Source organism: Gemmatimonadaceae bacterium (genome assembly GCA_020852815.1).
GTDB lineage: Bacteria > Gemmatimonadota > Gemmatimonadetes > Gemmatimonadales > Gemmatimonadaceae > SCN-70-22.
In genome coordinates this window covers 111,400-132,578 of the sequence record JADZAN010000001.1, presented here as the reverse complement: position 1 = coordinate 132,578, position 21,179 = coordinate 111,400, and the positions used below count along the sequence as shown (strand labels likewise).

The window sequence follows — 21,179 nt, the reverse complement described above, 5'->3', positions numbered from 1 at the left end:
TCAGCGCCCTCCCGGGATCTCGGGGACGAAACCGAGTTCGAAATCGGTGCGCCACCAGGCCGACGGCGTCGTGCGATCGAACAGCATGGCACCATCCACCCATACCTTCTCGGCCCGGCTGTAGATGCTGAACGGCGTCCCGCTCCACAGCACCACGTCCGCGTTCTTTCCCAGCTCCAGCGTCCCGATGCGATCGTCGAGGCCCAGCGCCCACGCGGCGTTGGCGGTGATCCACTTGATGGCCTCGTCCTCCGGGATGTCGATGCCTAACGTGCGCGCCTCGGCAATCGACTTCGCGGCGTCCTGGTTGAGCCGCTGCATCCCGCTGGCGTCGTCGGAGTGGACGATTGCGCGGGCGCCGGCCGCGTGCACCAGCGCGAGGTTGGCGCGCACACCATCCATCGCTTCGATCTTGAAGCCGCCCCAGTCGGACCACAGCGAGGCCGAGATGCCTTTCTGCGCCAGGATATCTGCGAGCTTGTAGGCCTCCACGCCATGGTGGAACGAACGGATCTTGAAGCCGAATTCATCGGCCACTTCCATGGCGCCTTCCATGTCGTTGGCCGTGTAACAGTGCCACTGCACGAAGATGTTGCCGCGCAGCACCTCGGCCAGCGTTTCCATGTTCAAGTCGCGCGCCGGCGGTTCTCCCTTGCGGTCGGCGAGCCACTTGTCCCAGCGGCGGCGGTACTGCTCGGCCTGCAGGTACTGCTGGCGCCATCCCGCCACGTTCCCCATGCGCGTCGAGGGGCCGCGGCTCTGGTACACGCGCTTCGGGTTCTCGCCGCAGGCGTGCTTGAGGCCGTACTTCGCGCCCGGGAACTTCATCCCGCGCACCGTGCGCGACGGGACGACCTTGAGCACCACGCTGCGCCCGCCAATCAGGTTCGCCGATCCCGGAAGGACCTGGATCGTGGTGACGCCGGCCGCCAGCGCGCGCGGGAACTGCGCGTCCTGCGCGTAGACCGAGTGCTCCGCCCAGACGTTGGGCGTCGACGGGTTGGTCATCTCGTTGCCATCGCTCAGCGCCTCGACGCTGGGCGCCGCGTACACGCCCAGGTGCGAGTGCGTGTCGATGATCCCCGGCGTGACAAACTTTCCGGTGCCGTCAATCACCACGGCATCCGACGGCACGTCGATCGTGCTCCCGACAGCCGCAACCTTCCCGTCGCGCAGCAGGATCGAGGCGCCGCGCAGCGTGGGGCCGGCGGCGGTCATGATCGTGGCGTTGCGGATCACCGTCGTGCGCGACGGGAACGGGCGGTAGGTGCTGGGGAAAGGATCGGCGTTCGGGATGCTGAGGGCGCCAGCGCCCGGGAGGACGGCGCTCGTGCTGTCGGCGGGGGGAACGACCGGGCGAGGGGCGGGGGGCGGTGCCGGCTGCTGTGCGGCGCAGCCGACGGCCGCGACCCCCAGCAGGAGCGGAATGATCGCTCGCATGGGGTACGCTGGACTCCTGGTGACGAAGGAAGGGCGTTCGGGCGAGCGAAGCTACCCGCGCGCCGGATGGCTAGCCAGATGCCTGCGCGCTACGCCGCTACCGCACGCGCGGGACCACTTCGTCGGCCACGTCGGTGCAGACGGCGTCGACACCCAGCGTCCGCAGATGGGCGATAGCCCCCAGGTCGTTCACCGTCCAGGCAATCACGCGCCCACCCGCCGCATGGACCTGCCGCACGAGCGTGGCGTCGATCATCTCCCAGCGCTGCCAGTAGTCGCGCGCGTTCGCGTCCCTGAGCGCGCGCCCCGGATCGAGCAGGTAGCTGTCGGTGAGGATCCCCGTGGGAATGTCCGGCGCGATGGCGTGCACGGTGCACGACACGCGATGGTCGAATGAGTGGACGGCGGCCCGGGCGCCATGCAGGGCGAGCTCCGAAACGACCCGACTCTCGATGTCGGGGGCCTTGATCTCGACGTAAAGCACCGCTCGCCCATCCACGAAGGCCAGCGTCTCATCGAGCGTCGGGATGTCGCCGCCGCCGAAGGTCTCGCGTCGCAACTCGGCGAACGAAAGTGCGCGGATCCCCATCCCCTGGCTCCCCGGGGGCGATCCCGGCGGGCACGACAATGCTGCGTCGTGATGTACCACCACCACGCCGTCCCTCGTGGCGTGGACATCGATCTCGATCCCGTCGGCACCCGCCTCGATCGCCAACGCGAATCCGGCCAGCGTGTTTTCCCGCGACTTTCGCGGCATCCCGCGATGGGCGATGACTTGCACGTGGTGTAAACGTTCGGTGGAAGATGGGAGGGTGTGCCATTCCCCAAGCGCCCCCATCTTAACACTTTGTCACGCCATTCGTCTCACGCGCTGGACAGGCATGACTGCGGATACTGCATCGGGTGTTGACGCGCCGGACGGCGAGTTGATCGCGCGCTGGCGCGCGGGTGACGAGCGAGCTGCCACCCTCCTGGTGGAGCGGCACGCCCCGTCGCTGGCGCGCTACGTGGCGAGCCTGGGGGTGCGGGACGTGGCAGACGAGGTAGTGCAGGACGCGTTCGTGCGGGCGTTCGGGTCGCTGGATGCCTTCCGCGGGGAGAGTTCGCTGCGGACCTGGCTGTTCACGATCGCCCGGCGGCTGGTCCTCGACCGGCGGCGCTCGAGGCGCCGGGAACGGGACGTGTCCGAGCTGCAGGACGGGGACGTGGTCACCGAGTACGACGCCCTCGACGGCATGATCGCCGAGGAGGCTGAGCAGAAGATGCACCGGGCCGTTGGACGGTTGACGGCAACGCAGCGCGAGGTATTCACCCTTCGCGTCAGCGATGGCCTGTCCTATCGGGAGATTGCCGAGGTGGTGGGAACGACTGAAGGAGCCGCACGCGTGCACTATCACAACGCGCTGCGGCAGATCAAGGAGACGCTGCATGACTGATTGCCAGAACGTCGAGGTGCGGGAGCTCCTCCCGGAGCTGTTGCACGACGCCCTGCCGGCCTCGGAGCGCGAACGGGTGGAGGCGCACGTGGCGGCGTGTGAGCTGTGCGCGGCCGAGTTCGCGCTGCTTCGCGACGCGCGACACGCCATGGCGCGCCTTCGCGTTCCGGCCATCGACACGGCGCGCATCGTCGCCGCGCTCCCGCGGACCCAGGGCGCGCGGAGTGACGCGGCGCCGGGTGCTGCGATGCCGAGTGCTGCGACGCCAGGCGGGCTGCGGCTCCACCGCACCGAGCGCATCGTGGCGGCGCAGGCTCCGGTCGCGCGGCGTCGGACGTCCGTGTTGTACCGCATTGCCGCCGCCGTCACCTTCATCTCACTTGGCGGGATGTCGCTGACCATCGCGCGGTCGTACTTCAGTGGGTCGCCGGCTGCCACGGCCGACAGTGCGATGAGCCAGGAGTCGGCGCTGCAGAGCGCACCTCGGCTTGCGGTTGCCGATACGCCCGCCGTTCCGGGCGCCGGGTCGGGGATCACGACGCGGGGGCTGACGGTGCATTCTGCCCTGGCCGAGTTGGACGATGCCTCGCTCGAGTCGCTGATCACTGAGCTGGACCAGCTCGAAGCGGCGCCGCTCGCCGAGCCCGAGGGAACGCCCGGCAGCCGGCTCATTGCCAGCACGCCGTCGAGTTCCCAGGAGTGAACGTGTCGATGTCTCGCCCGATTGCAGCTCTCGCCGTGCATTTCCGTTCCCGTCGCGCGCGCGAGCGCGCGCTCGTGTTCGCGCTCCTCGCGTTGCCGCTGACGGCGTCGCGGGTTGAGGCGCAGCGCCCGGGCCAGGCGCCGGGGGGCGGCCGTGGCCGGGCCGAACTCGAGCAGCGCTTTCGCGAGCGCTTCGAGGGGTTGCTCAAGGAGCGACTGGCCCTCACCGACCAGCAGCTGCAACAGATGCGCGAGGTGAACACGCGACTGGACGGCAAGCGCCGGGAGCTGTTCACGGAGGAGCGCGACGTGCGGCGCGAGATGCGCGTGGCGCTGAAGGGAGGGGGAGGCGAGGATCAGGCGACGCAGGATCGTGTGGCGCAGCTCATGGAGCGCGCGCTGCGCGTGCAGCGGGCGCGACTCGACCTCGTGGAGACCGAACAGCGCGAACTCGCGGCCTTCCTCACGCCAGTGCAGCGTGCCAGGTACCTGGGGTTGCAGGAGCAGCTGCGTCGGCGCGCCGATGAAATGCGCCGACGCGCCGATGGCGACACCACCGACGACGCCGGCCGGAGTGTCCCTCCCGGTCCGGGGCGCATGCGGTCGCTCCCGCGGCGCCCTGGGGTGTAGCGCCTCTCGGTGATGCGCGGCGGTTCGCGGACCGCGCGTTGCTCACCGGTGGCACGCCCCGGACGGCAGCCGTCACTCTCGTTGAGCGGTGGAAGCCCGGCCACTACATTGCGGCGGTGGCCCGGGTGGCGGAATTGGTAGACGCAGGGGACTCAAAATCCCCCGCCCTCAGGGGTATACGAGTTCGAGTCTCGTCCTGGGCATCGTGATGACCGACAACAGGTGGGGGGCGCGTCGCAACGGCGGCGCGCCCTTCGCGTTAGGTGCCGCACCACGGGGAGCACCCACGTGATGCAACCACGGTCGCCCACTCAGCCCCGGCCCAGCGCCGGCTCCACTCGTGAGCGCGCATGACGTTGCCCCCGACCCTCCCGCCGCACCCCTCGATCCTCGTCACGCGCCGCCTCCCCGAGCCGGTGGAGGCAACGCTCGTTCACGAATTCGGCGCCACGCTCAATCCCACCGATCGGCAGCTGACGGGGCACGAGTTGCGCGACGCGCTCGTGGCGCACGACATCGTGCTGTGCACGCTCACCGATCGCCTCACCGCCGAGGTCGTGGGCGACGCCCGGCGGCGCGCGCGGCTCCTGGCCAACTTCGGGGCGGGGACGAACCACATCGACCTCACGGCGGCGCGCCAGGCCGGGCTCGCGGTCACCAACACCCCCGGCGTGCTCACCGACGACACCGCCGATCTCACGATGCTGCTGATCCTCGCGGTCGCGCGCCGCGTGCGAGAAGGAGACGGCGAACTACGCGCCGGAGAGTGGACCGGGTGGCGCCCCACGCACCTGCTGGGGACACGCGTCACCGGCGCCACGTTAGGCATCGTGGGATTCGGGCGCATTGGGCAGGCGGTGGCGCGCCGCGCGGCACACGGCTTCGGGATGCGCGTCCTGTACCACTCCCGGCATCCGCGACCCGCCAGCGTGGAGGCGGCGTGCGGCGCGTCGTACGTCCCCTCGCTGGAGGACCTGCTCGGCCAGTGCGACGTGATCTCGCTGCATACACCGGCTACACCGGAGACGCATCACCTCATTGGCGAGCCCCAACTGCGATGCATGCGGCGCACGGCCTTCCTGGTGAATACCTCGCGTGGCGACGTGGTACACGAGGAGGCGCTGGTCTCCGCACTGGCCGACGGGACAATCGCCGGGGCAGCGCTCGACGTCTACGAACGTGAACCGCACGTTCCCGAGCCGCTGCGCATGCTTCCCAATGTCTTCGCGCTCCCGCACCTGGGGAGCGCGACCGAGGCCTCGCGCGTGGCGATGGGTGAGTGCGCGCTGGAGAACATTCGGGCCTTTGTGCGCGGCCAACCGCTTCCCAACCGCGTCGCCTGACGACGTGGCGCGTTCGCTTGCAGCGCTCATTCGTCCTCCCTAGCTTTCCGCCGCAGTTGCGAACCTTGAGTGCGTACCGGCGCCCCCGTTTGGGGATGCATGCGTGCGCGCGAGCGAAGCCCGAGCCCCCTCGTTCATGACGCTGACCATAGCTGCGCGTGCGACCAACGCGGCGACCTTCAACACGCCGCTGCTGGTAACCCTGCTGCCGGCCGGTTCGGACTTCCCGGCGTACTTGAAGGCGCTCGACAAGTCGACCGGGGGAGCCATCGGGCGCACGCTGCGCCGCGGCGACTTCCGCGGAGGTCGCGATGAACTGTTGCACCTGGTGGGCGGCCCTCGCGGCCCGCGTCGCATACTCCTCGTGGGGTACGGCACCACCACCGACCGCGCCCTCGCTCTGCGCCGTGCCGCGACGCTGGGCGCCCGTCAGGCGCACAAGCTCGGCGTCGGGACCATGGCGATTCTGGCCGGCGGCGTCGACGCCAACGAGGCCGAGGCGATCCTGGTTGGTGCGCAGCACGGATGCTGGGACTACCTCGACCTGCGCACCCCGCCTCCCGAGAACGAACGGCGCGCCCCGCTCGCCTCGGCCACGCTCATTGCCGACAACGCCAAGCTGCTCGGCGCCGCCGTCGCGGCGGCTCAGGCGGTGGGGGCGGGCTATGCCACCGCACGCCGCCTGGCGCAGATGCCCGGCAATGTGTGCACCCCGGAGGTGCTGGAGGAGACGGCGCGCGACATTGCCAAGCGCCACGGGCTCAAGGTCACCGCGCTCGGCCGAAAGGAAATGGAGCGCGAGAAGATGGGGTCGTTCCTCTGCGTGGCGCAGGGAACGCCGCAGGACCCGCGGCTCGTGGCGATCGAGTATCGCCGCGGCCCTAAAGAACAGAAGCCGATCGTCCTGGTGGGGAAGGGGCTCTGCTTCGACACCGGCGGCATCTCGATCAAGCCGGCCGAGCGCATGGAGTTCATGAAGTTCGACATGTGCGGCGCGGCAGGCGTCCTCGGTGCCATGGAAGCCATCGCTCGCCTGGCGCTTCCCGTCAACGTCGTCGGCGTCTTTGGTGCGACCACCAACATGCCGTCGGGCACCGCGGTGAAGCCGGGCGACGTCGTGACCGCGTCGACGGGGAAGACGATCGAGATCATCAACACCGACGCCGAAGGGCGGCTCGTCCTCGCCGACGTGCTGGCCTGGGTCGCGCGCTTCGATCCCGCGGCGGTGGTCGATGCCGCCACGCTCACGGGCGCCTGCGTCATCGCGCTGGGCAACACGACGACCGGTGCCCTCGGCAACGATGACGCCCTTGTGGCGGAAGTCATCGGCGCCGCCACGCGCGCCAGCGAACCGGCGTGGCAGCTGCCGATGTTCGAGGACTATCGCGAACAGATCAAGTCGGACGTGGCCGACATCAAGAACACGGGCGGACGCGCCGGCGGGACCATCACCGCGGCCATGTTCCTGCGCGAGTTTGTCTCGTACCCGTGGGTGCATCTCGACGTTGCCGGAACCGCGTACAGCGAAGTCGACCTCGGAATCATCCCGAAGGGACCGACCGGGACGCCGACGGGTACCTTCATCGAATTCGTTCGAGGGAGAGCGCACTGACTCGGTTGGTCCGACTACTGCGGCTCGCCGGCCTCGGCCTCGCGGTCGGGGCCGTTTTGCACGGGACGGCGGCAGCGCAGCAGCGCCAGCCGCCCCCAACGGCGGCACGCCAGGATACGAGCAAGGCCGCGCGCGCCCGCGCCGACTCGATCCGTAAGGCCAGGGCCCGCGCCGACTCCATCGCCAAGGCGAAGCTTCGCGCCGACTCGCTGGCCAAGGCGCGCGCGGCCACGCCAACGCCGGCCGTGGCTCCCGTGGTCCCGGTCACTCCGGTTGACACCCTGCGTCCCAAGGGAGACTCGGCCGCCAGGGGCGACTCGCTCGCCCAGCGCGAACCCATCGCCCAGGACACGCTCAAGGCGCGGCGCGATTCGTTGCGCGCCGATTCGCTCCGGACCGACTCGCTGCGCAAGGAGGCGGAGGCGATCCTGCGCGAGCAGGCGCGCCGCATCGACACCGTCAAGGCGCCGACCGCCGCCGCCGAGATGCCCAAGCTCACCGACCTTGGCGAACAGTACCGCTGGGGGCGCGACGAACTCGCCGCCACCGGGGCGCTCACGCTGGGCGATCTTCTCGATCGCGTGCCGGGGCTCTCGGTCTTCCGCACCGGATGGGTAGGGTCGCCGCAGGTGGGTGCGATGATCGGCGACGTGGGACGGGTTCGCGTCTTCTACGACGGGATCGAGCTCGACAACCTGGATCCACGCAACGGCGGCATCCTCGACCTCTCCTTCGTGCAGCTCTGGCCGCTCGAGGAAGTGCGACTCGAGCGCGCCGCGGCGGAGGTGCGCGTGCACCTGCGTTCGTGGCGCGTCCGGAACGTCACGCCATCGACGCGTATCGACATCGGGACCGGTGACCTCGAGACCAACGGCTACGCCGGCTACTTCGGGCAGCGCTACCGGAACGGCGCGGCATTGCAGCTCGGGGCCTACCAGATCGGGACGCGCGACAGTCGCGGCGGTGGCGATGCCGATGGGCTGTCGCTCTTTGGCCGGACCGGGTGGGCACGCGGGCGTTTCAGCGTCGACGCGTCGTTCCTGCGCACCGCGCGCGACCGGACGGAGCAGCCGCGCGACGAGGAGTTGATCCCCACGCGACCGGCGCTCCCGCGGTTCGACGGGTCGTTCACGCAGGCCTATGCGCGCGCTGCCTTCACCGACACCGCGCGCGGCATCTGGATGCACCTGACGGCGGCCCGCCTGTCGCACCAGCAGTCGAACATCAATCACACCGATACCGTCGCCTTCCCGCTCAGGCCCTCGCCCACCGAGTTCACGCCGAGCGCGCAGCAGTACATCGCCGCCGCCGGGTGGGATCGGGGGGCGCTGTCGCTCTCGGTCACTGGGCGCTTCAGGCGTATCGACTCGCTGTCGTACCTCACGCCGTCGGCGCGCGTCTCGTACGAGCGCCCGCGCCTGGCGGTCACGGGCTTCGTGGAGCAGCAGGAGGAGCGCCACCTCAGGCGCATTGACGGCTCGGCGCGCCTCCTCCCGCTGTCGTGGCTTGGCGTGTCGGGCGCCGTGAGCTACTACGCCCCCAGCATCGCGGCCCTCTTTCCCACGCAACTCACGTATCGCGGCGAGGTCGGGGTTCGGTTGCATCGCGCGTGGCTGTCGGGCGGCATCATGTCGCGCGACACGGCGCAACTCATCGCCCCGATCGTCTTCGATACCGGCTTCACGGGAACGTCGGTCGGCGCCGCAACCGGGCTGTTTGTCTCGCTGCGTGGCAAGGTCTGGAAGGACGTGGGCTTTGACGCGACCGCCATCAAGTGGGATTCGGCGGGGATGTTGCGCCCCATGTACCAGACGCGCTCGCAGCTGTACGTGAACACCGCCTGGCGTTCGCGATTCCCCTCCGGGAACCTGAACATCTACTTCGCCGTCTCGCACGAGTACCGCACCCAGGCGCTCTTCCTGGTGGGCGACGAGGTGCTCCAGTCGTCGCAGTACCGAACGATCGGTGCGCAGTTGGAGATCCGCCTGCTGCAAGCGACGCTCTCCTACCAGTTCCGGAACGTGATGAACGAGGTGTACCAGCAGGTGCCGGGCTACTTCATGCATCGCCCCGTGCAGTATTACGGCGTGCGCTGGTACTTCTTCAACTAGGAAGGCCGATTTGACAAGGTTGTTGTCCCGCAATAACTTGCGCGGCCTCCCATGATCCGAAGCATGACCGGCTTTGGCGTGGCGGAAGGGATGGTGGGCGCCGCGCGCGTCGCCGTCGAACTCCGCTCCGTCAATCATCGATTCTTCAACGCGACCATCCGTCTCCCCTCGGAGCTTGCCCGATGGGAGAGCGAAGTGCGCGAATCGCTGCGCAAGCGCGTGAACCGCGGGCACATCTCGCTCAGCGCGCGGGTGGAGCGTGGGGTGGCGGGGGCGCCGGCGATCGACGAGGCGCGGTTTGGCGCTTACGTGGAGCTGTTGCGCCGGCTCCAGTCGCGCTACCAGTTGGATGGCGTGATCGACGTGTCGGCGGTGCTGCGCATGCCCGACGTGATGCAGTCCATCTCCGAAGGGGAGGACGGCGAGGTGAGCGAGCTGCTGACGATCGTCGATTCCGCCGCACAGGCGCTATCGGCGGCGCGCGAGGAGGAGGGCGAGCGACTGGCCGCGTACCTCTTGCAGCGGCTGGCCATCGTCGAGGGAGCGCTGGGGCGCATCGCGGCGCGGGCGCCGGCACGACTGCTGGAACAGCGCGATCGCCTTCGCGCGTCGGTGCAGGAACTCGCCGCGGGAGTGGCGGTCGACGACCAGCGCCTGGCGCAGGAGATCGCCATCCTCGCCGACCGGCTCGACGTGCACGAGGAGCTGTCGCGCTTTGACTCTCACAACGCCGCGTTTCGGCAGACGCTCGAGCGCCGGGACGGCGAACCGGTGGGAAAGCGGCTCGGGTTCCTGCTCCAGGAGATGCTCCGCGAGGCCAACACCACCGGGAGCAAGTCGAACGATGCAGCCATGCTGGCCGACGTCGTGACGATCAAGGAGGAACTGGAGCGGATCCGGGAGCAGGTGGAGAACCTCGAGTGAACTGCGACGTACCTGCGCTACGGAACTGCTTGTGAACCCGTTTCCCATGATCCTCTCGTCCCCCTCGGGGGGCGGCAAGACGACCATCGCGCGGATGTTGCTCAAGCGCCGCGAGGACGTCGGATACTCGATCTCGTGCACGACGCGCTCGCCCCGCAACGGGGAGGAGAACGGCCGCGACTACCACTTCCTCTCGGTGGACGAGTTCCGGGAGCGGCGCTCGCGGGGGGAGTTCGCGGAGTCGGCCGAGGTGCACGGCAACTTCTACGGGACGCTGAGGAGCGAGATCGAGCGGGTCTTCGGGACGGGACGGCACGTGGTGATGGACATCGACGTTCAGGGGGCGCGGCAATTCGTCGCGGCGTACCCCGAGTCGGTGTTAGTCTTCCTGCTCCCGCCGTCGGCCGAAGTTCTGCTCGGCCGGTTGACCGGGCGGCAGACGGAGTCACCGGAGGCGCTCCATCGCCGGCTTACCGGGGCGCGTGACGAGTTGGCGGCGGTGGGGAGTTACCAGTACGTCGTGGTGAACGACGACCTGGAGGTGGCCTACGCGCAGGTGGCGTCGATCGTCGACGCCGAGACGGTGCGCCATCGCCGGGTGCCGCTCCTGGAGGATCGCGTCCGGCTGCTGGTGGATGGGCTGGACCGCGAGATCACGAAGTACGCACGCGCTGGTTGATCGACCAGCGTTGCACCTGACCAACAGACACGAGCCCACGAATGCGAGTCTTCACGCCTGACGAGATTGCCAGCGCTTCGGCGAACAAGTACCTCGGGGTCCTTGTGGCCGCGAAGTATGCGCGCGTCCTGAACGACATTCCCAAGAACCTCACGCCGAGCACACGCGAGAAGAAGCTCACCACGCGGGCCATGGAGGAGTTGGCGCGGGGCGACGTGGAGTACAAGGTCATCCCCCGTCGGCGCGCGGAGTAGGTCCCGTTCGTCCGTTCACGAAACGCCGCATCCTCCTGGGAGTCACGGGAGGGATCGCCAGCTACAAGTCGGCGTCGCTGGCGCGCCTGCTCACGCAGGGCGGTGCCGCCGTCGACGTGATCCTCACGCCGTCGGCGCAGGAGTTCATCGGGGCGGTGACGTTCGAGGCGCTCACGGGGCGCTCGGTGCACAGCGGCCTGTTCACGCCGGGACACGCGCTCGAGCACATCAAGCTGGCGCGCGCCGCGGACCTGGTGATCGTGGCACCGGCCACCGCCGACACGATGGCGCGTGCGGCGCACGGCTTCGCCAACGACCTCCTCACCGCCGCGCTCCTCGCCACCACGGCGCCGGTCCTCGTGGTCCCGGCGATGAACGACCGCATGTGGGCCCATCCCCAAACTGCGCGCAACGTGGCGCAGCTGCGTGAGATCGGGTACCACGTCCTCGATCCCGAGGTGGGTGAGCTGGCGGAAGGGGAAGGGGTGGGGCCGGGGCGCATGAGCGAGCCCGAGACGATCCTCCTTCACGCGGCCCGGATCCTCGAGCGCGGCTCGATACTCGCCGGCCGTTCCATCGTCGTCACCGCGGGGCCCACGCGGGAGGCGATCGATCCGGTGCGCTTCCTGTCGAACCGCAGCAGCGGCAAGATGGGGGTGGCCATCGCCGAGGCGGCATGGCGGCGAGGGGCGCACGTCACGCTGGTGGCCGGCCCGTTAGGCACGGCGCCCTCGGCGCCGCTCGACCTGGTCCCCGTGCACACCACGCTGGAGATGCGCGATGCCGTGGCGCATGCGCTCCCGGGCGCCGACGTGCTCGTGATGGCGGCGGCGCCCGCCGATTTCCGCCCGGTGACCGTTGCCGGCTCCAAGATCAAGAAGTCCGGCGCCCCAGAGGCCATCGCGCTGGCGCCTACGCCGGACATCCTGCGCGACACGCGCGAGGTGCGCCGCCCGGGCGCCGTGATCGTCGGCTTCGCGCTGGAAACGGACGACGTCCTGGCCAACGGAGCGCAGAAGCTCGAGGCCAAGGGGCTCGACCTCATCGTCGTGAATGACGCGCGCGAGGCGGGGGCCGGCTTCGAGGGCGACACCAATCGCGTGACGTTCCTCTCGCGCGCCGGCGCCAGCGAGGCGCTCCCGCTCCTGAGCAAGCGCGAGGTGGCCGACGAGATCCTCGACCGTATCGAGGCGCTGCTCGGTGGACGCTAAGGAGCGGCTGCGGCTCTACCTGGAGCAGCGGCGCGACGCGGGAGAGACGGAACTCGTCCTCGACGCGATGTCGGTGGAGGAGGTGCTGCGCCTCCTTGGAGCCGGCGCGGGGAGCGGGCGGCGCCCGGCGACGGGTGACGCGGGAGGGCGGGCGCCGGCGAGCGACCGCCCCGTGCCGCCGTCAGCAGCAACGGAGCGCCCAGGCGCCGCGACGCTCGGTGACGCCGCCCCTCCGAGCGACTGGCGCGAGGCGCTACGCGCACTCGACCAGCGCGGGGGCGCCGGGAGCGCGCCACGCACCGATCGTGAGCGCGCCCCCGCACCTCGCCCCGCGCCGCGCGCCGACGCGGCGTCGCTCGAAGCGTCCGACGCGGAAGCCGGTGCCGCCCTCGTCGCCCCGCCCTCCGACTCGGCCGGCGCGGCGAAGGGATCGTCTGACGCGCCAGCATCCGACGAGCGAGCCTCAGATGCGCCCATCGCCTCCACCGCCCAACCCATGCCAGCCTCGCCCTCCGCGAAGCCGCAGGAAATGTCACACGCCACGCTGCCGTTCGAACAGATCCCCACGGGCCTGGTGGTCGGCTCGCCGGCGCACGAGCTGTTTGGCGGTCCCCAGTCGCCGTGGCGCTCGCTGGCCGACATTGCCGAGGCGGCGCGCAGCTGCCAGGCATGCACGCTGTACAAGACGGCCAAGCAGGCGGTCCCCGGGGAAGGGAATCCCGAGGCGGATTTCGTCTGCGTGGGCGAGGCGCCTGGCGCCACGGAGGACGAGCAGGGGAAGCCGTTCGTGGGGCAGGCGGGGCAGCTGCTCACCAAGATCCTGGCCGCCATCAGCCTGTCGCGCGAGGACGTCTTCATCTGCAACGTCCTGAAGCACCGGCCACCGGGGAACCGGAACCCGACGCCCGACGAGGTCGCGGCCTGCTCGCCGTATCTCGTTAGGCAGATCGAGATCCTGCGCCCCAAGGTGATCGTCGCGCTGGGGACCTTTGCGGCGCAAACACTATTGCAGACCAAGGAGCCGATCGGCAAACTGCGCGGACGGATCCACCGCTACTACGGGGTCCCCCTGATCGTCACCTATCACCCGGCGGCGTTGCTGCGCAATCCGTCGTGGAAGCGCCCGACCTGGGAAGATGTCCAGCTTGCTCGACGACTCTACGACCGCGCCCGCGACGCGTGACCCGTTCCGCGATCGGCGTCCCCCGTACTCGGAGGATGCCGAGCAGGCGGTGCTGTCGGCGATGATGATGGATCGCAACGCCATCGTGCGTGCGATCGAGTTCGTCGACGACAGCATGTTCTACCGGGAAGCGCACCGCCGGATGTTCCGCGCCATCCTCTCGCTCAACGAGCGCGGGTCGGTCGTGGACGTCCTTACCCTCGCCGACGAACTCTCGCTGCGCGGAGAGCTGGAAGCGTCGGGCGGCAAGGACTACCTCGCGCAACTGGTCGACGCGGTCCCCACCTCGGCCAACGTCGAGTACCACGCGAAGATCATCCGCGAGAAGGCGCTCGTGCGCCGCCTCATCGAGACGTCGACGGAGATCATCACGTCGGCGTACGAGGGGAAGTCGACCTCGCACGACCTGCTCGATGTCGCCGAGCAGCGCATCTTCCAGATCAACCAGTCGCGCAAGGCCGAGGGGTTCCATCGCATCAAGGAACTCCTCTGGCAGGCGATGGAGAAGATCGAGGAGCTGAGTCGGCACGGCGAGACCGTGACCGGCGTCCCCTCGGGCTTCGACGACCTGGACAAGCTCACGTTAGGCTTCCAGCCCTCCGAGCTGATCATCGTCGCCGCACGCCCCTCCATGGGGAAGACGGCGTTCGTGCTCAACGTGGCGCAGAACGCGGCCTACTACGGCAAGACGGCGGTCGCGCTCTTCTCGCTCGAGATGGCGAAGGAGCAGCTGGTCACCCGCATGCTGGCCGCCGAGGGGTGGGTCGATGCCCAAAAGCTCCGCAGCGGGAAGCTGACCGATGACGATTTCCGCAACCTGGCCAAGGCGTCGGGGATCCTGGGAACGCTCCCCATCTGGATCGACGACACGCCGGGGCTCTCGGTCCTCGAGATTCGCTCGCGCTGTCGCCGCCTCAAGGCGGAGAACAACATCGGCCTCATCATCATCGACTACCTGCAGCTCATCCAGGGGCCGGCCGACTCGGAAAGCCGCCAGCAGGAAGTGAGCTACATCTCGCGGTCGCTCAAGATCCTCGCGCGCGAGCTCGAGGTGCCCGTGATCTGCCTCTCGCAGCTATCGCGCGGCCCCGAACAGCGCACCGGCGAGAACAAGAAGCCGCAGCTCTCCGACCTGCGCGAATCGGGGGCCATCGAGCAGGACGCCGACGTCGTGATGTTCCTCTATCGCCCGGAGTACTACGAGGGGGCGCACGACGAGCGCGGGGAGCCGCGGCGCCTGGCCGACGGCACGCCGCTCGATGGACTCGCCGAGGTCATCATCGGCAAGCAGCGCAACGGGCCGGTCGACACGGTGCGGATGTTCTTCCACAAGAAGTACACCCGTTTCGACAACTACTCGGCGCGTCAGGAGTGAGTCCCGCGTGATGGCGCCGCGCACCAAGTCGGTGTTCCGCTGCACCGAGTGTGGCGCCGAGCACCCCAAGTGGGCCGGGCGGTGCGATGCCTGCGGCGAGTGGAATGTCCTCGTCGAGGAGGCGGCGCCGCGCTCGGCCAAGGCGCCGCCCCGCGGGCACCCCAGGGGGGGCGCGGGGGCGGACGGCGCCGGTGCCGCGCCGGTACGCCTGCGCGACGTGCGCTCGGCGCGCACGGCGCGGCTCTCGTCCGGCATTGCCGAGTTGGACTTCGTGCTGGGCGGCGGCATCGTGCCCGGGTCGATGGTCCTGGTGGGTGGGGAGCCGGGGATCGGCAAGTCGACGCTCCTGTTGCAGGTGGCGGGCTCGCTCACGGCGGCCGCCACCGAGGTGCTGTACGTGTCGGGGGAGGAATCACCGCTGCAGGTGAAGCTTAGGGCCGAGCGCCTGGGGCAGGCCGAAGACGTGCAGCTGCTGTGCGAGACATCGCTGGAGCAGATCCTCGACGTGGCCACACAGGCGCGGCCGGCGGTCATGATCATCGACTCCATCCAGACGATGGCCACCGAGGCGCTGGAAGGGGCGCCTGGCAACGTGGGACAAGTGCGCGAATGCGCCGCGCGCCTCATGCGACACGCCAAGTCGGCCGGCGCCACGGTCATCGTGGTCGGGCACGTGACCAAGGGGGGCGGGATCGCCGGCCCCAAGACGCTCGAGCACATCGTCGACACGGTGCTGTACTTCGAGGGCGAGGGCACCGGCGACCATCGGATCCTGCGCGCCACCAAGAACCGCTTCGGCTCGGTGGACGAGATCGGCGTCTTTCGCATGACCGAGGATGGGCTGCTGGGGGTGGGGAACCCCTCGGCGCTCTTCCTCGGTGACCGAGAGGGGCGGGCCTCGGGTTCGGCCATCACCGCGTTGCTGGAAGGGTCGCGCCCGGTGCTGGTGGAGGTGCAGGCGCTGGCCGCCAAGGCGGGGTTCGGGACGCCGCAACGCGTGGCGACCGGTTTCGACGGGCGCCGGCTCGCGTTGCTGCTGGCGGTGCTCGACAAGCGGGCCGGGCTCTCGTTCGCGCCGCTCGATGTCTTCCTCAACGTGGTGGGCGGGCTGCGCATGAACGAGCCCGCGGGCGACCTCGCGGTGGCCGCCGCCCTGGCGTCGAGCGTGTACGACCAGGCGCTGCCGTCGGACGCCGTGTTCATTGGCGAGGTGGGGCTGGGCGGGGAAGTGCGTCCCGTCTCGCAATCGGAGCGACGGCTGGCCGAGGCGGCGCAGCTTGGCTTCAAGCGCGTATATCTGTCGGAGCGCGGCATGCCGCGCCGCACCCCCGATGGCGTGCGCGCCATCGGCGTCTCCTCGTTAGGCTCGCTCTTCCAGGACCTCTTTCGCTGACGTGATGTCGATGCACGACGCGCATGACGAGCAGGCCGAGCAGGCCGAGCACGACGGACACGACGTGCGCCGGGCCCCGGGCCACCTCCCACGCGACACGACGCCCCCCGAGTTGCGCCCGGCGGGGACGGTGCGACGCGACGTCGGGGTGATCATCGTGGCCGCGGGGAGTGGGACGCGCACGGGAGGCGCGGAGCTGAAACAGTTCCGCTGGGTCGCGGGGAAGCCGATGCTGTTGCACAGCATCCAGGCCTTTCATCGCCGCGCCGACGTGGCACAGGTGGTGGCCGTGTTGCCGCGATCGGTCGCCGGCGATCCGCCGCCGTGGATCTTCCAGTGCGATGTCGATCGCCTCCTCGTCTCCGTGGGTGGCGCACAACGCGGCGACAGCGTGTGGAGCGGGATCGAGGACCTCGAGGACGAGGTGGAGATCGTCGTGGTGCACGACGCCGCGCGCCCGCTGGTGACCGACGCCACCATCGAGGACGTGATTGCGCAGGCACGCCGCGGCACCGGCGCCGTGGCCGCCCTCCCGGTCGTCGACACGCTCAAGGAGGTCGATGACGAGGGGACCATCGTGCGCACGGTGGACCGTACCAAACTGTGGAGAGCGCAAACGCCGCAGGCCTTCCCGCGCGACATGCTCGAGCGTGCGCATCTGGAGGCGCGGCGCGCGGGCGTGACAGCCACCGACGACGCCGCTCTCTGCGAACGGCTGGCCCTCCCCGTGGTCGTGGTCCGCGGGAGCGAACGCGCCATGAAGGTGACGGAGGAGCGCGATTTCGCGCGCGCCGACGCCATGGCGGCACTCGACGCCTAGTGCGCCGATGAGCACCCCGCTGCTGTCCGTCCCGTTCTGGTCCCCACCCGAGGTCGAGGCCTCGCTGCGCGACACCGTCGAACACCTGCAGGGCGGGGGAGTGCTCGCCTACCCCACCGAGACGGTGTACGGCTTCGGCACGGCCGTGGATCACGATGCCGTCGAGACGCTGGTGCGCCTCAAGCACCGCCCCCCCGCCAAGCCCTTCCTCCTCCTCATCGCGGGGAGCGACATGCTCTCCCGCCTCGACCTGACACTCTCCCGAGCCGCCTCGTCGCTGGCGGCGCGACATTGGCCAGGGCCGCTCACCCTCGTGCTCAACGGCGGCGACCGGCGAGTTCCCCCCCGCCTCCGCGGCCCGGAAGGGGGCGTCGCCGTCCGGTGGACCTCGCACCCGGGGCTGCAACGTCTCCTGCGCGCCTACGGTGACCCGATCACCTCGACCAGCGCCAACCGCCCGCGTCAACCTCCCGCCATGGCGGCAAGCGAGGTCGTCGCGCAATGGCAGCCCGAGATCACGCGCGGAATCATTCGGGTGCTGGATGGCGGACGGCTCGTCGACTCGCCGCCGTCCACGGTGGTCGATTGTACCGGGAGCCGGCCGCGCGTCATACGCCCGGGGGCGATCCCCTCCGCGGTCCTGCGCGAGGCGGTCCCCGACCTGGTCGGCGACACCTGAGTCGGGGGGCGCGCGACGCGCCAATCGGACAAACGGGCGAAGCGATCCGGCGCCTGGTCGAGTAAGTTCACCTTACCCTCATACCCGATCCCCACGACGTCGTGAAGATCCTCTTCGTCTGCACCGGGAATACCTGTCGCTCGCCGCTTGCCGAGGCCATCGCCCGGCGCGAGGCCATCGAGCGAGGGCGTGAGGACATCGAGATCGCCAGCGCCGGCACCAGCGCCTGGGATGGCGCCCCGGCCTCCGACGGCTCCCTCCTCGTGGCGCTCGAACGGCACCTCGATCTCGGTGGACACTCGGCGCGTCAACTGACGAGCGATCTCGTGCAGGAGTCGGACCTGATCCTCACCATGGGACCGCACCATCTGGAGCGCGTCCTGGCGCTCGGTGGCGAAGGGCGCGCGCACCTCCTCACGTCGTACGCCCGCACCGGGGGCGAAGGAATCGCGGTGAGCGATCCGTTCGGCGGTGGGCTCGACGTGTATCGCGCCACCTTCGAGGAGTTGCAGCGCGAAATACGCCGCGTCTTCGACGCGCTCACGCCCGAGCCGGCGTGACGGCACCGCTGCCGGGGCGGCTCGTCCTCCTCGGTCACCCGGTCTCGCACTCCCTCTCGCCCGCCTTCCAGAACGCCGCGCTGCGCGCGGCGGGGATCCCGCTCGCGTACGAGGCGCTCGACGTCCCGCCGGACGCGCTCTCTGGTGTCTTGCAGCTACTCCTGGCCCAACGCGCCGCGGGGAACGTCACCATTCCGCACAAGGACGCCGTGTACCGCGCCTGCGCCGCTCGCAGCGAGCTGGCCGAACGCGCCGGGGCCGTGAATACGTTCTGGGTCGATGCCACCGGGCGACTGGTTGGCGACAACACCGACGTGCACGGGATCGAGGCGTTGGCCGATGCCCTGGGCGTCGAGCGCGCGTCGGCGCGCGTGGCACTGCTGGGGAGCGGCGGCTCGGCCTCCGCGGTCTGTGCCGCCATCGAACGCTGGCCCGGTGCGCAGGTGCGCGTCTTTGCCCGCACCGCATCGCGAAGCGCGGCGTTGGCGGCACGCTTTCCCGCCCTGGTGCGGCTGGCGGGCTCGGCGTCGGATGCCTTGTCGGGGGCAACGCTCGTGATCAACGCCACGCCGGTCGGCATGCGCGACGATGCCCTCCCCCTGGGCCTCGCCGCGCTCCCACGTGACGCTCGCGTGATGGACCTGGTGTATCGTCCTGGCGAAACGCGATGGGTGCGCGAGGCACGCGCAGCGGGACACGCGGCGCTGGACGGCATCGAGATGTTGTTGCATCAGGGCGCCAGATCGTTCGAGCGGTGGTTCGCTCGCGCCGCAGATCTCGCGGTGATGCGGGACGCCCTGCAACGCGCCGCTCGACCGTAGCCGCGCCGCTGCGCCGTGCGCGCGCACGTGCGAGGGCACGTGCACACGCACACGCGGAACCGCGCGCGCGCGGCCTGCGCAGGCGCAACGAGCGTGGGCTCGCGCGCGCCACCCATCGCCACACCAGCGAAGAGGGCGGCATGGGGACAGAGTTCGGGGGACAGGCTTCGCCTCGCGATCGTGTCGGGGCGCTCATGCGCGCGGGGTTGCAGGTGGCGGTGCGCGGGGCGCGCGAAGGTGCCGCGGCGCTCGAGGCGCTCCTCCTGCCACGACATTGCGTAGCGTGCGAGCGCCTCATTCCTCCCAACGTCGACGCCATCGCCTGCGCCACGTGCTGGTCACGCGTGACGGCGCTCCCGCGCCCGCGCTGCGCGCGCTGCGGGCACCCGGTGGGGACGGAGAGTTGCCGCTGGTGTGTGCTGCTCCCTCCGTTCGTGCGCGCGGCGCGCTCGTGGTGCTGGGTCCCGGGCGGCGACGCCGAGCGGATGGTGTACGCGCTCAAGTACGAGGGGTGGAAGTCGATCGCGCGCGAAATGGCGGAGCGGATGTCGCGCCTGGACTGGCCCGACGACGTGGTGGCCGAGCGCGCGGCGCTCATTCCGGTCCCGCTCGCCGCGGCACGGGAGCGCGAGCGCGGCTTCAACCAGAGCCGGGAGTTGGCGCTCGCCCTTGCCCCACGATGGGGCATTCCGGTGTGGGATGATGTCATCGAACGCCCGAAGGCAACACCGTCGCAAACGCGATTGACACCAGCAGAGCGTTTGCGCAACGTTGCCGATGCCTTCAGGCTCGTCGCAGGGGCGCCGGCGAAAGTGCGCGGCGCCCATGTCATGTTGGTCGATGACGTCGTCACGACCGCGGCGACCCTGAACGAGTGCGCCACCACGTTGTGGAACGCCGGGGCGCGAATCGTCAGCTACGTCACCTTCGGCCGGGCCCGCGCAGCGGGTGACCAGCCGCCTACATGGCTTTCGCGAGGATGAGCGCAGATATGGGTATTCGAGTTGGCATCAACGGCTTCGGCCGCATCGGACGTCAGGTCATTCGCGCGGCCAAGGAGCAGGGGGCCGCGATCGACTTCGTGGCCGTCAACGACCTGACCGACACCAAGACGCTGGCGCACCTGTTCAAGTACGACTCGGTCCATCGCACCTACAAGGGAACGGTCGAGTCGACCGCCGACTCGATCACGATCGACGGCGACACGATCAAGGTCTACGCGCAGAAGGACCCGTCGGCGCTCCCGTGGAAGGAACTCGGCGTCGACATCGTCCTCGAATCGACCGGACGCTTCACCAACGCCCCAGACGCGCAGAAGCACATCGACGGCGGGGCCCGGAAGGTGATCATCTCGGCCCCCGCCAAGGGCGAGGACATCACCATCGTGATGGGCGTGAACCACGACAAGTACGACAACGCCACGCATCACATCATGTCCAACGCCTCGTGCACCACCAACTGCCTGGTGCCGATGGTCAAGGTCATCCGCGACAACTTCGGCTTCCGGCACGGCGCGATGGTGACGATCCATTCGTACACCAACGACCAGAACATCCTGGACCTTCCGCACAAGGACCTGCGCCGTGCGCGTGCCGCCGCGCTCTCCATCATCCCGACCACGACGGGGGCCGCCAAGGCGACGTCGCTCGTGATTCCGGAAGTGAAGGGGAAGATCGACGGGATCGCGATTCGCGTCCCCACCCCCGATGTCTCGCTTACCGAACTCACCGTCGAGGTCGAGAAGTCGACGACGGTCGCCGAGGTCAACGCGGCGCTGCAGGCGGCGTCGCAGGGCGGGCCGCTCAAGGGGATCCTCGGCTACTCCGAGGTCGAACTCGTCTCGTCGGACTACATCGGGAACGCCTACTCGTGCATCATCGACGCGAAGAACACCAACGTGATCGATGGGACGATGGTGAAGGTCTCGGGTTGGTACGACAACGAGTGGGGATACGCCACGCGTTGCGTCGACCTCATCCAGTTTGTCGGCGCCAAGCTCTAGGCTC

General features: G+C 69.6%; 21 protein-coding genes and 1 tRNA gene. 20 read left to right on the top strand and 2 right to left on the bottom strand.

The annotated features are described in order from the left end of the window. Positions 1-1,440, bottom strand: a complete 1,440-nt coding sequence (locus IT359_00645) for an amidohydrolase (protein MCC6927469.1) — start codon at positions 1,438-1,440, stop codon at positions 1-3. 97 nt (positions 1,441-1,537) lie between these two features. Further along, a complete protein-coding gene (locus tag IT359_00640; protein MCC6927468.1) occupies positions 1,538-2,221 on the bottom strand; it encodes a glycerophosphodiester phosphodiesterase in 684 nt (227 codons plus the stop codon). Positions 2,222-2,321: 100 nt separating this feature from the next. Between IT359_00640 and IT359_00635 the strand changes: the two genes are divergently transcribed. From IT359_00635 to gap, 20 genes are all read left to right on the top strand, one after another. After that, entirely contained in the window at positions 2,322-2,876 is a 555-nt protein-coding gene (locus IT359_00635; protein ID MCC6927467.1) for an RNA polymerase sigma factor, read from the top strand. After that, positions 2,869-3,579 carry a zf-HC2 domain-containing protein gene (locus tag IT359_00630; protein MCC6927466.1) on the top strand — a complete coding sequence of 237 codons (711 nt, stop codon included), beginning with the start codon at positions 2,869-2,871 and terminating at the stop codon, positions 3,577-3,579. The genes IT359_00635 and IT359_00630 overlap by 8 nt, the downstream gene beginning before the upstream one ends. A 2-nt stretch (positions 3,580-3,581) precedes the next feature. Next, positions 3,582-4,208, top strand: coding sequence for a Spy/CpxP family protein refolding chaperone (locus tag IT359_00625; protein MCC6927465.1), 627 nt, complete (start codon positions 3,582-3,584; stop codon positions 4,206-4,208). A 119-nt stretch (positions 4,209-4,327) separates the two neighbouring features. After that, positions 4,328-4,411 (top strand) — tRNA-Leu (locus IT359_00620). A 147-nt stretch (positions 4,412-4,558) separates the two neighbouring features. Further along, entirely contained in the window at positions 4,559-5,551 is a 993-nt protein-coding gene (locus tag IT359_00615) for a D-glycerate dehydrogenase (GenBank protein ID MCC6927464.1), read from the top strand. A gap of 136 nt (positions 5,552-5,687) precedes the next feature. Further along, the gene (locus IT359_00610; protein ID MCC6927463.1) at positions 5,688-7,163 is read left to right on the top strand and encodes a leucyl aminopeptidase; all 1,476 of its coding nucleotides are present in this window, start codon (positions 5,688-5,690) and stop codon (positions 7,161-7,163) included. A gap of 5 nt (positions 7,164-7,168) precedes the next feature. Continuing rightward, positions 7,169-9,274: a hypothetical protein gene (locus IT359_00605; GenBank protein MCC6927462.1), complete on the top strand. Its 2,106-nt coding sequence runs from the start codon at positions 7,169-7,171 to the stop codon at positions 9,272-9,274. Between the two features lie 51 nt (positions 9,275-9,325). After that, complete coding sequence (locus tag IT359_00600) at positions 9,326-10,198, top strand: YicC family protein (protein MCC6927461.1); 873 nt, start codon at positions 9,326-9,328, stop codon at positions 10,196-10,198. Between the two features lie 31 nt (positions 10,199-10,229). After that, positions 10,230-10,877 carry a guanylate kinase gene (gmk, locus tag IT359_00595; GenBank protein ID MCC6927460.1) on the top strand — a complete coding sequence of 216 codons (648 nt, stop codon included), beginning with the start codon at positions 10,230-10,232 and terminating at the stop codon, positions 10,875-10,877. A gap of 41 nt (positions 10,878-10,918) precedes the next feature. Beyond that, the gene (locus IT359_00590) at positions 10,919-11,131 is read left to right on the top strand and encodes a DNA-directed RNA polymerase subunit omega (protein ID MCC6927459.1); all 213 of its coding nucleotides are present in this window, start codon (positions 10,919-10,921) and stop codon (positions 11,129-11,131) included. Between the two features lie 29 nt (positions 11,132-11,160). Beyond that, positions 11,161-12,342, top strand: a complete 1,182-nt coding sequence (gene coaBC, locus IT359_00585) for a bifunctional phosphopantothenoylcysteine decarboxylase/phosphopantothenate--cysteine ligase CoaBC (protein MCC6927458.1) — start codon at positions 11,161-11,163, stop codon at positions 12,340-12,342. Then, positions 12,332-13,525 (top strand): hypothetical protein, encoded by a 1,194-nt coding sequence (locus tag IT359_00580; GenBank protein MCC6927457.1) that lies wholly within the window; start codon positions 12,332-12,334, stop codon positions 13,523-13,525. Before coaBC ends, IT359_00580 begins: the two co-directional genes overlap by 11 nt. Then, a complete protein-coding gene (gene dnaB / locus IT359_00575) occupies positions 13,479-14,900 on the top strand; it encodes a replicative DNA helicase (GenBank protein MCC6927456.1) in 1,422 nt (473 codons plus the stop codon). Before IT359_00580 ends, dnaB begins: the two co-directional genes overlap by 47 nt. A gap of 10 nt (positions 14,901-14,910) precedes the next feature. Further along, complete coding sequence (gene radA / locus IT359_00570) at positions 14,911-16,293, top strand: DNA repair protein RadA (GenBank protein ID MCC6927455.1); 1,383 nt, start codon at positions 14,911-14,913, stop codon at positions 16,291-16,293. 10 nt (positions 16,294-16,303) lie between these two features. Continuing rightward, complete coding sequence (gene ispD, locus IT359_00565) at positions 16,304-17,113, top strand: 2-C-methyl-D-erythritol 4-phosphate cytidylyltransferase (protein ID MCC6927454.1); 810 nt, start codon at positions 16,304-16,306, stop codon at positions 17,111-17,113. A gap of 7 nt (positions 17,114-17,120) precedes the next feature. Further along, entirely contained in the window at positions 17,121-17,792 is a 672-nt protein-coding gene (locus tag IT359_00560) for a threonylcarbamoyl-AMP synthase (GenBank protein MCC6927453.1), read from the top strand. 101 nt (positions 17,793-17,893) lie between these two features. Next, positions 17,894-18,352: a low molecular weight protein arginine phosphatase gene (locus tag IT359_00555; protein MCC6927452.1), complete on the top strand. Its 459-nt coding sequence runs from the start codon at positions 17,894-17,896 to the stop codon at positions 18,350-18,352. Then, the gene (locus tag IT359_00550; GenBank protein ID MCC6927451.1) at positions 18,349-19,173 is read left to right on the top strand and encodes a shikimate dehydrogenase; all 825 of its coding nucleotides are present in this window, start codon (positions 18,349-18,351) and stop codon (positions 19,171-19,173) included. The genes IT359_00555 and IT359_00550 overlap by 4 nt, the downstream gene beginning before the upstream one ends. Positions 19,174-19,313: 140 nt before the next feature. Then, positions 19,314-20,156, top strand: coding sequence for a ComF family protein (locus IT359_00545; GenBank protein MCC6927450.1), 843 nt, complete (start codon positions 19,314-19,316; stop codon positions 20,154-20,156). A gap of 8 nt (positions 20,157-20,164) precedes the next feature. Further along, positions 20,165-21,175 carry a type I glyceraldehyde-3-phosphate dehydrogenase gene (gene gap, locus IT359_00540; GenBank protein MCC6927449.1) on the top strand — a complete coding sequence of 337 codons (1,011 nt, stop codon included), beginning with the start codon at positions 20,165-20,167 and terminating at the stop codon, positions 21,173-21,175. Positions 21,176-21,179 lie beyond the last annotated feature (4 nt).

What these genes read in the sequence shown, in the direction of transcription:
- IT359_00645 (MCC6927469.1), bottom strand. Translation starts at nt 1,440, where the DNA reads ATGCGAGCGATCATTCCGCTCCTGCTGGGGGTCGCGGCCGTCGGCTGC.
- IT359_00635 (MCC6927467.1), top strand. Translation starts at nt 2,322, where the DNA reads ATGACTGCGGATACTGCATCGGGTGTTGACGCGCCGGACGGCGAGTTG.
- IT359_00630 (MCC6927466.1), top strand. Translation starts at nt 2,869, where the DNA reads ATGACTGATTGCCAGAACGTCGAGGTGCGGGAGCTCCTCCCGGAGCTG.
- IT359_00615 (MCC6927464.1), top strand. Translation starts at nt 4,559, where the DNA reads ATGACGTTGCCCCCGACCCTCCCGCCGCACCCCTCGATCCTCGTCACG.
- IT359_00610 (MCC6927463.1), top strand. Translation starts at nt 5,688, where the DNA reads ATGACGCTGACCATAGCTGCGCGTGCGACCAACGCGGCGACCTTCAAC.
- IT359_00600 (MCC6927461.1), top strand. Translation starts at nt 9,326, where the DNA reads ATGATCCGAAGCATGACCGGCTTTGGCGTGGCGGAAGGGATGGTGGGC.
- IT359_00590 (MCC6927459.1), top strand. Translation starts at nt 10,919, where the DNA reads ATGCGAGTCTTCACGCCTGACGAGATTGCCAGCGCTTCGGCGAACAAG.
- dnaB (MCC6927456.1), top strand. Translation starts at nt 13,479, where the DNA reads ATGTCCAGCTTGCTCGACGACTCTACGACCGCGCCCGCGACGCGTGAC.
- radA (MCC6927455.1), top strand. Translation starts at nt 14,911, where the DNA reads ATGGCGCCGCGCACCAAGTCGGTGTTCCGCTGCACCGAGTGTGGCGCC.
- ispD (MCC6927454.1), top strand. Translation starts at nt 16,304, where the DNA reads ATGCACGACGCGCATGACGAGCAGGCCGAGCAGGCCGAGCACGACGGA.
- IT359_00560 (MCC6927453.1), top strand. Translation starts at nt 17,121, where the DNA reads ATGAGCACCCCGCTGCTGTCCGTCCCGTTCTGGTCCCCACCCGAGGTC.
- IT359_00545 (MCC6927450.1), top strand. Translation starts at nt 19,314, where the DNA reads ATGGGGACAGAGTTCGGGGGACAGGCTTCGCCTCGCGATCGTGTCGGG.
- gap (MCC6927449.1), top strand. Translation starts at nt 20,165, where the DNA reads ATGGGTATTCGAGTTGGCATCAACGGCTTCGGCCGCATCGGACGTCAG.